This window comes from Variovorax sp. YR634, assembly GCF_900106655.1.
Classification (GTDB): Bacteria; Pseudomonadota; Gammaproteobacteria; order Burkholderiales; family Burkholderiaceae_C; genus Variovorax.
Map to the genome: position 1 here is coordinate 187,990 of NZ_FNOL01000012.1, position 13,538 is coordinate 201,527.

Sequence of the window (13,538 nt, forward strand, 5' to 3'; positions counted from 1 at the left end):
AACCATAGAATTCGCCAGATGAATGCACTCGCCCTGCCACCTGCCCATTCGTCCGCCGCGTCTCGCCGGCCTCGTATCGTGGCCGTGGCTCGCCACCGACTGGGCCGCGTGCTGGTGCGACTGGTACCCGAGGTGGCGGCGCAGGCGCAAATCGAACTGGTAGGTCTTGCATTCGACGAGGCCGTCGAAGCGGTGCGCGAACTGCATGCGCGCGCACCGGTCGACGCAGTGGTGGCGGCAGGTGCCAGCGGCGAATGGCTGCGCCAGCATCTGGACATCCCGGTGGCCATGGTGGAGGTACGCGGCTTCGACCTGATGCGTGCGCTGGCGGCCGCGCGCGCCCTCTCGCCCCGGGTGGGGCTCGTGTCGTTCGACGGTCCCTCGGAGCATCTGGCGCAGCTCGACGCCCTGTTCGGCATGGGCATTGCCCAGTTCAGCTATCGGGGCGCCGACGACGCCCCCGCCTGCGTGGAGGCGCTGCGCGCGGCTGGCGTCCAGGCAGTGGTCGCGCCCGGCCTGGTCGCCGACCTGGCCGAGCAAGCCGGCATCGCCAGCGTGCTGATGTATTCGGACGATGCCGTGCGCCAGGCGCTTCAGGACGCCATCCATCTTGCGCGCCACAGCCTTGCCGAGCGGGCGCGCCATGAACGGCTGAACACTGTCCTCGGCCAGCTGCAGGACGGCGTGGTCGCGGTGGACTTGCAGCAGCGCATCGAGGCGCTGAACCCGGTCATGGCGGAACTGCTGGGAGCCTCCGTCCAGGAACTGGCGGGCCGCGTGCTGGGCGAAGTGGAGCCCGTGCTGGACCTCGGCGCCACGCTGCGTTTGCGCGAGGCCCCGGCCGAGGAGGTGCTGCAGATCGGCATGCGTACGCTGGTGGTCCGGCGCGCGCCGGTCATGGAAGGCGGCGAGGTCACCGGCGCGCTGCTCGTGTGCCGCGACCCGGCGGTGATCCAGCGCGCGGACCGCCACCTGCGCGCCAACCAGCGGCAGCGGGGCGCGCCCACGCGATACCGGCTTGAGGCATTCACAGGCAACAGCCCCCTGGCGCAGCGCGTGCGCGAGCTTGCCGCGCAATGCGCATCAAGCGAGGCCACGGTCCTTATCGTCGGGGAGAGCGGCACCGGCAAGGAGCTCGTGGCGCAGGGCATTCATACCGCCAGCCGGCGAGCGACGCAGCCGTTCCTGGCCGTGAACTGCGCCGCCCTGGGAGAGAGCCTGCTGGAGAGCGAGCTGTTCGGCTACGAGGAAGGCGCCTTCACTGGCGCGCGGCGCGGCGGCAAGACAGGCCTGGTCGAGGCCGCCCACACGGGCACTCTGTTTCTCGACGAGATCGGCGACATGCCGCTGGCGCTGCAGACCCGGCTGCTGCGCGTGCTGCAGGAGCGGGAGGTGCTTCGCCTCGGGGCGACCGCTGCCGTGCCGGTGGACCTGCGAGTGATCGCGGCCACACATGCCGACCTGGCGTCCCAGGTGGAGCGCGGCCTCTTCCGGCGCGACCTGTACTACCGGCTCGCGGTGCTGCGCATCGAGATGCCTCCTCTTCGCGATCGCGAAGCCGACATCGCGCTCCTGGCGGCCGAACTGATGGCCCGCCGCGCCGGCAGGGCTGGCGTACCGGCAGCGCAGGCATCGGCCTGGCTCGCCGCTTTGCTGGAACTGGCTGCGGGCTACGGTTGGCCCGGCAACGTGCGCGAGCTGGAGAACCTGGTCGAGCGCCTGCTGGCTTGTCACAGCTACCTGGCGCCCGCCGGCAACCTGGACCGGGCCCGTCTGCTGGAGGTGTTTCCCGAATGCACCCAAGCTCGCCCGGCGCCCGTGCGCGAGCGCCTGCTGAAGGGTGCGCGCCGCGCCGCTGAACTACGTCGCGTGCGCGAGGTGCTTCAATCGGTGCAGGGCGACCAGGCCAAGGCCTGCGCCGTGCTCGGCATCAGCCGCGCCACGCTGTGGCGGCGGCTGCGCGATGAAGAGTCGGCGACGGACGCTGGTCCCACGCCAAAGAAAACGCGCGCCTTGTAGGTTCTCAAATTTGTTGAGGAATCGTGATTAGGGCCATCAACAGGTTAAGCGCCGGTAGCTGGCTCTGGGCACCCCCGCATAGCTACAAATGCGGCGCTCGCTGTCGGACAGTTCCTAACCATCCTGGCAGCGGCCTCGCGTCTGGCCTGCGGGGTTAGCGCTTTACCCGAAGCCCACCTTCAGCGCTTCTTGAGCTTGGCGTTCTCGCTCTCGATCTCCCGCAGCCGCGGGGCTTCGCTGGCCTGCATGCCGTCGAACTCGGCACGCCACTTGTAGAGAAGGTCGCATCGCTGAAGCCGCCAAGGCTGCACAGTTCCTTGAACGACCTGCTGCCCTTGACCCTAGCGACTCAGGCGGGTGGGATCGACGCCAACAGTGCCGCTTTTGTTTTATTAACAGGATTAGCTGAACGCCAATGCGACATCTGGCCCTGCTTATGGATCCTTGGACTTCACACTTCACACTTCACATCACACAGTTGTGTCGCGTAGATGTGACGGAAGAGCAGCCAAAGGAGTTTGGAAGCGGTAGTTCCCCAAACCCCTCTCTCACTTCTAAAACAAGAGGGTTATTACTAGGAAAAGTTGAGCGATGGTTAGTAAGTTTGCTCGCTTTCCGCTTTTCTTCCCTGCCTTTAGAGTGCTTCCAATTACAAGAAGGTAGGGAGGAAGCGACAAGTATTCGATCTCAGAATCGAGATTTGTCGATCACACCTGCTCACTCCGATGTTGCGGTCATCGCCGCATCTTTTTTTTCTCGGACACACAGTGAGTCAATCATCATGGCAGTAGACATGTTCATGCGCGTCGAAGGCGCGAACGGTGAGTCGAAGGACTCGAACCACAAGGAATGGACGGACATCAAGTCGTTTGCCTGGGGCGCGACGCAGCCCGGCAACATGGTCAGCGGTGGTGGCGGCGGGGTTGGCAAGGCCAGCTTCAACGACCTGCAGGTTCTGGCGCGCATCGACAAGGCAGCGCCTTCCGTGCTGAAGAACTGCGCGAGCGGCAAGCACCTGAGCAAGGTGGAAGTGTCGGTGTGCAAGGCCGGCGGCTCGCAGATCGAGTACACGCGCGTCACTCTCGAGGAAGTACTGGTCACGTCGGTGCAGTACACGGCCGAGCAGGGTTCTGACGCCGTGTTTGTGCAGTACTCGTTCCAGGCCGCGAAGGTCAAGCAACAGTACTGGGAACAGACCGACAAGGGCGGCAAGGGCGCCGAGACGGTCCTGGGCTGGAACATCAAGGAAAACAAGGAAGCCTGATTCACGTGCCGGCCATCGGCACTGGATTCCAGACCGAGCGGCCGCCCACTTGGTTTGCAGTTCGAAGGAACTGGCGAGGGGAGCCCAAGAGAATGTCCCGTAGTTTCATCGCCCACCATTCGCAGGGCGAGCGCCTCGTGTTCCGCTCGATGATGGGGCAGGAGCGTATCTCCAGTCTTTTCGAATACCGAGTCCGGCTGATCGCTGACACGCCTGGCATCACTGCCAAGAGCATGCTCGGCGAGGACATGAGCGTCGAAGTGAACCTCGCGACCGAACTAGGTGGTGCCGGTCAGCGCTTTCTGAGCGGGCAGGTGGCGCAGTTCACCTACGTCGGCAAAGATGATGGTGACAAGCATGTCTACGAGGCCGTGCTGAGGCCGTGGCTGTGGTACGCGACGCGGCGCTCCGATTTCAAGATATTCCAGTTCAAGACCGTGCCTGAGATCCTGCACGAGGTGCTCGCGCCCTACGGCTTCGCTTTTGAAGACAAGTTCAGCGGCGGCTACCGCAGTTGGGACTACTGCGTGCAGTATGCGGAAACCGATTTCAATTTCGTCAGCCGCCTGATGGAGCAGGAGGGGCTCTACTACTACTTCGAGCATGCGCAGGGCAGCCACAAGATGGTGCTGTGTGATGGCATGACCTCGCACGTTTCCCTGCCCGCTGGTCCCACCAAGGTCCCATACCATGCGGGCGTCCTCGCGGCCCAGGTTCTTGAGCAAGACTTCATCGATACCTGGAGCCACAGTGAAGACGTCGCGTCGGGGCACTATGCGAGCGATGACTACGACTTCAAGAAGCCCAACGCCAAAATCGACAGCCTGCATCGCCAGCCCGCAGGCCACAGCCAGGATAGCTACGAAATCTATGACTGGCCTGGTGGCTACACCGAATCGGGAGACGGTGAAAACTATGCGCGCGTGCGCATGGAGCAGCAAGGCGCGCGGCGCGAACTCGTCGATGGTCAAGGCAACTTGCGCCATCTGGCCTCTGGCTACCTGTTCGATCTCGCGAAGCACCCCAATGACGGCGAGAACAAGCGCTACTTGATCGAAGCCGTCAGTTGTGACTTCGAGGAGAACGCATTGCGCAAGGACGGTGCGACGAATGCGGCCTACAGCGAAGGCACCAGCAGCACGCGGTACCGTCAGACATTTCAAGTGCTACCCGAAAGCGCCTTGTATCGTGCCGTGCGCAGTACGCCCAAGCCGCGTACCACGGGCCCACAGACCGCAGTGGTCGTCGGACCTTCCGGCGAGGAGATCTACACCGATCAGTACGGGCGCATCAAGGTGCAGTTTCACTGGGACCGCTACGGCCAGAGGGATGAGAACTCTTCGTGCTGGATCCGTGTATCGCAAACCTGGGCTGGAAGCAACTATGGCGCGATGCACATCCCGCGCGTCGGCCAGGAGGTGATTGTCGACTTCCTCAATGGCGATCCGGACTATCCGATCGTCACGGGTTGTGTCTACAACGCCCTGCAGATGCCGCCGTGGGACCTGCCGGCCAACAAGACCCAGAGCGGCACGCTCACGCGCTCTTCGCAGGGCGGTACGCCCGACATGGCCAACGCGATCCGCTTCGAGGACAAGGCCGGGGCGGAAGAGCTGTGGCTGCATGCGCAGAAGGACCAGCTCACCGAGGTCGAGAACGACGAGACGAAGTGGGTCGGCAATGACCGCACCAAGACCATCGACGGCAACGAAACCAGCACCATCCACAAGAGCCGCACCGAAACGGTGGACATGGCCGAGAGCATCACCATCGGCGGCTCCCGCACCCGCACCGTGCGCGGCAGCGACACGGTGCTGGTGGGCGCGAGCAAGTCGGACTCCGCGACAACCACCTACACGATGGAAGCGGGCACGCAGATCCGGCTGGTGTGCGGCCAGAGCGTGATCGAGCTCAACGCGAGCGGCCAGGTCAACCTCACCTGCAAATCGTTCAACATCACGGCCACCGAGAGCGGCCAGATCAACACGCTGGCGCAGATCCTCGACCTGAACATGCCCGGCGGCGGGCCCGGCACCTCGCCCGGTGGCGAAGGCCAGGAGGGCACGATCCGCGGCAAGGTCGACGCGCAATTCCCGCCGGAGGCCTGAGCCATGGACTACCTCACGCAGGACTTCCGCCTCGCGCTGCCCGACTCCGGCCATCAGGACATGTCGGTCAACATCCTCAAGTTTCCGGCCCTCTCGGCCACGCTCGTCGTGACGCGCGGCGCGCTCGAAGGCCAAACGCTCGAGCAGAACTTCGACCAGCAGATGAAGCGCCTGTCGCAGCAGGTGAAGAACTTCCACTTCCACGACCGGCAGGCCGTGACCGTGGGCGCCGAGTCCGACATTCCAGGCATCGAGATCCGCAACCAGTTCGTCCGCGGACCCGAGAAGGTGTTCCAGTACCAGCTCGCCTGCCAGTTGCCCGGCGCGCCGGTCATGCTCGCGCTGAGCTACGTGAAGGCCGAGCCGCTGGGCGATGCCGACCTCGAGCACTGGAAGGCGATCAAGGCGAGCCTCGCAATCACCGCCCCGGCCGCTTCGAAAGCCTGAGGCCATGAGTGACGCACTCTGGGCGGCGCGCGAAGGCGATCCGCTGCTGCACACCAGCTTCTGGGCCGACCTGGTTTCAGGCGCCCTGGAATTCACGGCCTATGCCGCCGCCGGCGCGCTCGCATGCGCCGTCACCGGCCTGACCTGCGGCGTGGGCGCTGTGGTGCTTGGCGCAGTGGTCGGCGCAGCGCTTTCGTACGGTGCCGGTGACAAGATCACGGCCGTCTGCGACGAGATAGGCAACGCGCTCTTCCCACCCTCCGAGCAGGCGTGGATACGCACCGGCTCGCCTGACACCCGCACCAACGCCAAACCGGCTGCGCGTGCCGCCGGCATGATCGACCCTGGCGCCAGCGTGGAGCCTTCGCCCGCACCGGAGCCGAGCTTCCTCGACAAAGTGGACAACTTCTTCTCTCAGATGTGGAAGCCCACGGTCGCATCGCCCGACCCGCGCGCCGTGCCCTGCGAGGACGACAAGATCGACTGCGAGAAGCACCCGCCGATGGAGGAGCAGTACCTGGCGGAGGGTTCGAGCAAGGTCTACATCAACAGCCAGCCCGCGGTGCGCAGCAAGGACCGCAGCACCTGCGAAGCCACGGTCAGCGACAACGCGGCCGGCCGGCGCGTGTCGCACAACGTGCGCATCGGCGGGCCGCCGGTGGTGGTGCGCGAGATCCGCAGCGGCAAGACACCCGGCATCGCGCTGGCGATCACCGCATTGATGCTGCTGCGCGGCAATCCGCGCAACCTGCTGCGGCAGCTGCCGTGCATGGCGATCGGCATGGGGGCCTCGGTGGTCGCGGGCCAGGCCATGAATGCAGCCTTCGGTTCGCCACGTCCGGTGCACGCGCCCACCGGTGCGAAAGTGCTGGGCGAGGAAGACGAACTCGACTTCAGTCTGCCAGGGATGCTGCCCATCGAGTGGCAGCGCTTCTACAACAGCCGCGACGCGCGCACCGGCGGCCTGTTCGGTGCCGGCTGGGGCGTGCCCTTCGAGGTCGAGATCGTGCGCGATGCGCATCCCGACGGCGGCGAACAGTTCGTCTACATCGACGAGCAAGGCCGGCGCCTCGGCATGGGCCAAGTCTCGGCGCCCGATGCCTTCTTCAACGCCGGCGAAGGGCTTGCCTTCCGTCGCGCCGAGGACGGGCGCATGGTGGTCGAAAGCATGGACGGCATCCACCGCCTGTTCGAGCAGGACCCGCACGACGACGCGCGCCTGCGACTGGTGCTGGTGGGCGATCGCAACGAGAACATCCTTCAGCTGCGCTACGACGAGCAGGGCCGCTTGTGCGGCATCGAGGAACAGGAAGGCCCGTCTCGCATCGCGCTCTTCCACTCGGCGACGCATCCGCGGCGCGTGGAGCGCATCGAGACCGTGCCGCAAGACGGCGGCCAGCGCGTGGTGCTGGCACGATACGACTACGACGCTGCGGGTGATCTCGCGCAGGTCGTCGACGCCACCGGCAAGGTGGTGCGCCGCTTCGCCTACGACGCCGGCCGCCGCATGACGATGCACGAGCTGCCCACCGGCCTGCGCTCGCACTACGAGTGGACCGAATTCGCGGGCCCGCGCGGCGCGGAATGGCGTGTGACGCGCTACTGGAGCGACCTGGGCGACGAATACCGCTTCGAGTACGACCTCGCCGCCGGCCTCACCGTGGCCATCGACGGCCTGGGCCGCCGCGTGGAGCGCGAATGGGACGCTGCCTACCAGATCGTCCGGCATACCGATGCGCTCGGCCACACCTGGCGCTTCGAGTGGAACGACGACGGACAGGTGCTCGGCGCGGTCGACCCCAAGGGCGGCCAATGGCGCTGCAGCTACGACGCCTCGGGCAACCTCACCGGCGAGACCGATCCGCTGGGCCGCACCGAATCCAGCACCTGGCTCGAGTTCGCCTCGCTGCCGCTGACTGAAGTGGATGCCGCCGGCCGCGCCTGGCGCTACGTCTACGACGAGCACGGCAACCTCGTGGCCGAGATCGATCCGCTGGGCCAGCGCACCGTGTATGTCCACGGCCCCCGCGGCGAGGTGGTGCGCATCACCGACGCCAGCGGCAAGAACAAGCACTTGCGCTGGGATGAGCGCGGCCTGTTGCGGGAGCACATCGACTGCTCCGGCCAGCGCACCCGCTTCGCCTGGGACGCGATGGGCCACCTGCAGTCGGTGACCGACGCCATCGGCGAGACCACCCACTACCAGCACGATGCAAGAGGCCGGCTGCGGCAGGTGTTGCTACCCGACGGCCGTATCGAGCGCTACGAGCGCGACCGCGCCGGCCTGCTGCACGCCTTCACCAACCCTGCCGGCCACGTCACCGCCTATCGGCGGGACGCCGGCGGCGAGGTATGCGAGCGCCTGGACCCGATGGGTCGGCGCGTGCGCTTCGACCATGACGCCTATGGCCGGCTCATCGCCTTGCACAACGAGAACGGCCAGGCCTATCGCTTCGATTGGGACGAAGGCGACCGGCTGCGCGCACAGACCGACATCGACGGCAGCGAACGTCGCTACCGCTACGACGCGCTGAGCCAGGTCACCGAAGTTGCATGGATACCGGCCCCGCCCGATGCGACCGACGCGCACGACGACTCACGAGCCACGGGAGGCGCAGCCAACGAAGCGCTTGTCGAGCCCGGCGACGAAGAACCCATCGTCCATCGCCTCGAGCGCGACGCCGTCGGCCGCCTGCTCGCCAGGAACACCGGCGATACCTCCATCAGCTACCGCTGGGACGCCGCCGACCAGTTGCTGGCCATCGAGCAGACCAGCGCACAAGGCGTCCGCCAACGCCTCGGCTTCGCCTACGACGCCCTGGGCCGGCTCACCGAAGAAAGCAGTGCCGGCGGCGCGCTGCGCCATTCCTACGACGAACTCGGCAATCTGCTGAGCACACGCCTGCCCGATGGACGCAGCATCAATCGGCTGTACTACGGCTCAGGCCATCTGCATCAGGTCAACATCGACGGCAAGGTCATCAGCGACTTCGAGCGCGACGGGCTGCACCGCGAGGTGCTGCGCAGCCAGGGCCGCATCGCCACCGCCACCGGCTACGACCGCGTTGGCCGCCTCGCCCACCGCCGCCAGCGGCTGGCCGGCGACCCTGGCGGCCAGGCCCCTGCGAGCGGCCTGCTCGACAAGACCTACGGATACGACTTCGCCGACAACCTGATCGTGCGCGCCCGCAGGCGTCATGGCGGGCACGGTGGTCTCGTCGACCTGCAGGGGCGCGGCGTCGGTGCTGGCGGCAGCCTGCCGCCGGAACGCCGCCAGTCGCTGCGCTACGACGCCACCGGCCGCATCCTGCAGGCCCAGTACCACCAGGCCAACCCTGGCGTGCCCGCCGAGACCTTCCGCTACGACCAGGCCGCGAACCTGCTCGACGGCGACGGATCGACGCCCGGCACTGGCAGCTCCGGCTACGTGCGCAACAACCGCCTGCGCGTCTACCAGGACAAGCGCTACGAATGGGACCGCTTCGGTCGCCTGCTGTGCAAGCGCATCGGCCACCACACGGTGCAGCGTTTCCGCTATGACAGCGAACACCGGCTGGTGGCGGTCGACATCCGGGACCGCCAGGGCGCGAGCAGCGTGCGCTTCGACTACGACCCGATCGGCCGACGCACGGCCAAGACGCACGTACGGGCCGACGGCCACGTTCTCGGCACGACCGAATTCCTCTGGGATGGCATGCGCCTGGCAGGCGAGCACAGCGCAAGCCAGCACAGCCTGTACCTCTATACCGCCGAGGACAGCTACGAACCCTTGGCGCGCGTGGACGGCCTCGGCGCACACCAGGAAGTGCTGCACTTCCACACCGACGCCAACGGTGCACCGGAAGAGATGACCGGCGCCGATGGCCAGCTGCTGTGGCAGACGCGCTACCGGGTGTGGGGCAACACTGTGCAGGAGGAATACCACCCGGCGCAGCTTGCGCCGCAGAACCTGCGCTTCCAGGGGCAGTACCTTGATCGCGAGACGGGGCTGCACTACAACACGTTCCGGTTCTTCGATCCGGATGTGGGGAGGTTTACGACAAGCGATCCGATCGGGCTGGCAGGCGGACTCAATCTCTATCAGTACGCGCCGAACCCCGTCGAATGGATAGACCCGTGGGGATGGGTGTGCGGCAAGGCATTCAATCGCCGGAACCGCATCACCAGCCGTTGGGTAAAGACCCTGACCGGAAAGAAACCAGGCGAAGTGGATGCCTTCCTTCGGCAGAAGGGATACACGCCGAGCGTCCACCAGACCAGTCCCACGGCAACGCCGCATACTCGCTACACCAGGGTCACAAAGGCCGGCAGCAAGGATGTCCTCGACTATCACCCGGGCGGCCCCAACGCGATCCACAAGTCGGATTATTGGAAGGTCTACAGAGATGGGCAGGTGCAAGGCCGCATCGGCCATGGAGGCTTTACCAACTACAACAAGATCGTCGACAGCCCCGTCTATGTCGACGGCATCCTGATGAACACACCTATCTGAATCCAAAGCATGAAACTGACAAAAGACATCGTCCCTGGCAAATCGCTCGGCGGCATTGCACTGCAAAGCCCAGTTGATGCGGTGATCGAGGGACTTCGGAGCCACCATGTGCTGGAAGTCTCCGATGGCATCGTGTCCATCGACGATGGGCTTGTCACTATCGGCTACGACGAGAGGCGAACGATCTACTCGGTGATGTGCAATTCCGGGTTCGAAGGCCGCTATGAGGGCAAGCTGTGGGCTGGAATGACGGTCAGTGAGGTCTTGAAGAACTCTACTACTCAGGTAGCATGGGGAGGTGCAGTGGTGGTGGACGGAATCGAAGGCATTGGCCTGCCACTGCCTGATGGCTTCGACGACTTCGATCAACTCACGGATCACCTGCCGCTGGACCATGTGTTCGAGTACCTGTCCGTCTTCTTGATCTGAGGGTGATCACACTCATACCCAGAGTCGCCTCGGATCGCTGTTCCTCCTGGCAGCACCAGAAGTTGATGAGAAAGATCACTACGACACCCTGGGTCTACGCCTACTCGACCTGCGCACGACGGTGGTGGTTTTGGCAAGGCTCGTAATCATGAGGCAGGCCCTGATGCAGCCCTTTCTTGGATCGGCACTTCTCGGCACCGTTCTCGCCACCACGCCAGTCCTTGCTGTTTCACGCGACCTGCCGCAGGCCATCACGCCGGACAAGAGCGCGACGCTGACCGTGGCGGATTTCCTGCGCGGCATGGAGGTACTGAGCAAGATCGGGCCTGTGCGTGCGGAACAAGACCCGGCATACGTCTCGGCCCTTCGCGGGCTGACTCACATCGGGGAATCCTATCGGGTGGATTACGAGAAGGCCAAGAGTGCGGGCACGACGCTCGACAGTTGCCCCGTCGGTGGCCTGAAGATGACCACCGATACGCTGGTTCCCTTTCTACTGCGCCTGCCGCCCGAGCAGCGCTCGATGCCGATGGACAAGGCATTCCGTCTGCACATGCGCGAACTCTATCCATGCCCCGCCACAGGCGAAACACCGTAGAGTCGTCTGAATGTCATGGGCTGCTGCTGACCACGGAGATCTAGAAATCGCTCGGCCAGTTGGAGAAAGCCCAATCTATTGCTGCGTGGGGTAGGCCATTTCCCAAAGCAGGAACGTCGCAAAGCATGGTGAAAGTCCGCCGCATCAGACGCGAGGAACAACGAGTTCGCGCACAGAGCAGCATGGCCCATGAAAAAGCCGCCTCGAGGGCGGCTTTGGGAACATGGTCGTGAACTCTTACGCGGTCCACGCTACGGCAAATTCTTTTGCATGAAGCCATTGTTGTTTTTCTCGTCGTAGTGACTTCGACGCGCTGGCATGAGATTCAGCTTGCCTGGCTAGGCAGTACCCAAGATCCTTGAGTGGCCGGGGGTTGTAGCAGGCGAGGCTCTATCTGCCCGCTGTGCCAGTCTTGCTGGGGCATGGAGGCCGCTTCCGCCCTGGATTGCTGGTGCGACCCTCCGGCTCTCTAGGCTTTGGGGTCAGGCCGCCCAATACCGCCGGGCTTTCGCGGAGAACCCGAATGCATAGGCCCACCACACCAGCAGCACCGGCATGACGATGAACTGGACAAACAGGCCACCGGATCGCTGTGCCTCATTGTCGTAAGCCGTCGTGTCGGATGCAAAGATGCCCGTGACCGCGAGAAGCGCCAGCGCCAGCAGGCCCAACCAACGTCCCCATCGCTTTCGCTTGAAGATGCCTACCAGCACGATGACGATCACTCCCAGTATCGCGAGGCGCAATCCAACACCCAGCAGGATGCTCCATTGACTCGGAATCTGGCGGATGTACGGTGCAAGCAGAAAAATGAACCGCACTATTCCGACCGCGAGCGCCGTTCCGGTCAGTGCCAGGAGGATCAATAGAAGCCATGCTGAGATGGGGCGTGGACTGAGCTTCTCTTTCCCGGATGAGGCGACGAAAGAGCTCTCCGGAGGGATGTAGGGGTTTCGTTGCATAGGAGACGCCTGTTGCGGGAGAAGTAGATGCTAAGGCTCGTCGGGGCTGCGACTAGCGACGGACTTGTCCGCATAGTGAAGTTCGACCGCTGGTCGGTATGCGGCTATACATTTCGACGATTCGGACCGATGACCGCCTGTGACTTGCCAGCGCCAACTGTCTCTACAGATGACTTCCAGATTCCTGCTCGCGCGCCATCCCAGAGTGGCTATCGCCAAGGAAGGTCCGCCCAGCAAGCAGGCACATCACCAACCCTGCGTGGCCCAAACTCGCGTGCGACCTGTCGCCCGCTGGCGCGCTCAACGGCCCGAATGACATCTAGTGTTAGTGCCAGCGCAATCGAGATCAGCGGTGGCTCAGTTCTACTTCGGCGCGGACACCTGGAGCCATTGCTGCAGCTGCACGAGTACACCTGGTTGTCCGAGCATGTGAAGGAACGCCCGTGTTTGGCGGTGTATCGCGGCGGGCCGCGCCTGTTCGGCACCGATGCGGCCGCCAAGCTGATCGCGCAAGACCGACGCCCCACCTCCGCCTTCTTCGACTTCGATCCCAAGGGGCTGTCCATGGCTGCGTCGCTGCCGCGACGGGAAGCCCTCTGCTTGCCGCCATGGCGGGCGTTACGTGAGGCTGCTTTGGAGCAGAAGCGCACAGTGCTGTACACGAATTCGTACCAGCACAGCCGCGCCCATCTCGACTCCTCAGATGATATCGAGATCGTTTTGGCTTGGAGTCGCATGCGCAGCCTTGCTACAGGCCTGAATCAGGAGGGTTTCCCCCGCTGAGCGGGGCCAATCGCGCTCGGTTCAGCCGGCCTCAAGGATTCGACGTGGGTTTAAAGCTGTTGGCGAAAGGCTGCACGTAGCTGGGAACCAGCAATTTGCAGGTGGTGAGAATATTTGCATCTATTCTGAGAACCTACAAGCTTTGTAGGTTCTCAGAATTCATGCCAAGTGGTACCTCGGCAGAACAACCACCTAGGCAACTATTTTGAGAATCGCTGCAAAGGCATTCTCAGAAAATCTGACAAATTCCTCGCGTGTACTTTCGTTGAGTCCGCGGCGCCGACATGTGCAACAAGCAACGATGAACGTCGGCACTTGAGACGTCGGGCCATCGCGCCTCCGTAAGCGTCCGGCCAACGCATCTTGAATCCGCCGGGAGGCCCGACCAGCATGGTGTCCACCAGACTCACAGGTGGACACCATTCAAGACTCCAAA

Annotated in this window: 9 protein-coding genes and 1 pseudogene; 8 read left to right on the forward strand and 2 right to left on the reverse strand. The window is 64.3% G+C overall.

The features are described from left to right. Positions 1–18 precede the first annotated feature (18 nt). Complete coding sequence (prpR, locus tag BLV60_RS20710) at positions 19–2,019, forward strand: propionate catabolism operon regulatory protein PrpR (RefSeq protein ID WP_093057154.1); 2,001 nt, start codon at positions 19–21, stop codon at positions 2,017–2,019. A 185-nt stretch (positions 2,020–2,204) separates the two neighbouring features. Here the strand turns inward: prpR and BLV60_RS34120 are convergent. After that, positions 2,205–2,338: pseudogene (locus BLV60_RS34120) on the reverse strand (transposase); the annotation flags it as partial. Positions 2,339–2,800: 462 nt separating this feature from the next. Here BLV60_RS34120 and BLV60_RS20715 point away from each other — a divergent pair. From BLV60_RS20715 to BLV60_RS20740, 6 genes are all read left to right on the forward strand, one after another. Then, positions 2,801–3,283, forward strand: coding sequence for an Hcp family type VI secretion system effector (locus tag BLV60_RS20715; RefSeq protein ID WP_093057155.1), 483 nt, complete (start codon positions 2,801–2,803; stop codon positions 3,281–3,283). Between the two features lie 5 nt (positions 3,284–3,288). Beyond that, a complete protein-coding gene (locus BLV60_RS20720; RefSeq protein WP_143042611.1) occupies positions 3,289–5,391 on the forward strand; it encodes a type VI secretion system Vgr family protein in 2,103 nt (700 codons plus the stop codon). A gap of 3 nt (positions 5,392–5,394) precedes the next feature. Beyond that, positions 5,395–5,838, forward strand: coding sequence for a DcrB-related protein (locus BLV60_RS20725; protein ID WP_093057157.1), 444 nt, complete (start codon positions 5,395–5,397; stop codon positions 5,836–5,838). A gap of 4 nt (positions 5,839–5,842) precedes the next feature. Continuing rightward, positions 5,843–10,330 (forward strand): RHS repeat-associated core domain-containing protein, encoded by a 4,488-nt coding sequence (locus BLV60_RS20730; RefSeq protein ID WP_093057158.1) that lies wholly within the window; start codon positions 5,843–5,845, stop codon positions 10,328–10,330. Between the two features lie 9 nt (positions 10,331–10,339). Beyond that, entirely contained in the window at positions 10,340–10,759 is a 420-nt protein-coding gene (locus BLV60_RS20735) for a hypothetical protein (protein ID WP_093057159.1), read from the forward strand. Positions 10,760–10,907: 148 nt separating this feature from the next. Then, positions 10,908–11,357 (forward strand): hypothetical protein, encoded by a 450-nt coding sequence (locus tag BLV60_RS20740; protein WP_143042612.1) that lies wholly within the window; start codon positions 10,908–10,910, stop codon positions 11,355–11,357. A 482-nt stretch (positions 11,358–11,839) separates the two neighbouring features. Here the strand turns inward: BLV60_RS20740 and BLV60_RS20745 are convergent, their stop codons facing one another. Next, positions 11,840–12,319 carry a hypothetical protein gene (locus BLV60_RS20745; protein ID WP_143042613.1) on the reverse strand — a complete coding sequence of 160 codons (480 nt, stop codon included), beginning with the start codon at positions 12,317–12,319 and terminating at the stop codon, positions 11,840–11,842. 390 nt (positions 12,320–12,709) lie between these two features. Between BLV60_RS20745 and BLV60_RS20750 the strand changes: the two genes are divergently transcribed. After that, the gene (locus BLV60_RS20750) at positions 12,710–13,102 is read left to right on the forward strand and encodes a DUF7281 domain-containing protein (protein ID WP_093057162.1); all 393 of its coding nucleotides are present in this window, start codon (positions 12,710–12,712) and stop codon (positions 13,100–13,102) included. Positions 13,103–13,538 lie beyond the last annotated feature (436 nt).

Excerpts from the sequence above, each read along its gene's own strand:
- prpR (WP_093057154.1), top strand. The coding sequence starts at position 19 with ATGAATGCACTCGCCCTGCCACCTGCCCATTCGTCCGCCGCGTCTCGC.
- BLV60_RS20715 (WP_093057155.1), top strand. The coding sequence starts at position 2,801 with ATGGCAGTAGACATGTTCATGCGCGTCGAAGGCGCGAACGGTGAGTCG.
- BLV60_RS20725 (WP_093057157.1), top strand. The coding sequence starts at position 5,395 with ATGGACTACCTCACGCAGGACTTCCGCCTCGCGCTGCCCGACTCCGGC.
- BLV60_RS20730 (WP_093057158.1), top strand. The coding sequence starts at position 5,843 with ATGAGTGACGCACTCTGGGCGGCGCGCGAAGGCGATCCGCTGCTGCAC.
- BLV60_RS20735 (WP_093057159.1), top strand. The coding sequence starts at position 10,340 with ATGAAACTGACAAAAGACATCGTCCCTGGCAAATCGCTCGGCGGCATT.
- BLV60_RS20740 (WP_143042612.1), top strand. The coding sequence starts at position 10,908 with ATGAGGCAGGCCCTGATGCAGCCCTTTCTTGGATCGGCACTTCTCGGC.
- BLV60_RS20745 (WP_143042613.1), bottom strand. The coding sequence starts at position 12,319 with ATGCAACGAAACCCCTACATCCCTCCGGAGAGCTCTTTCGTCGCCTCA.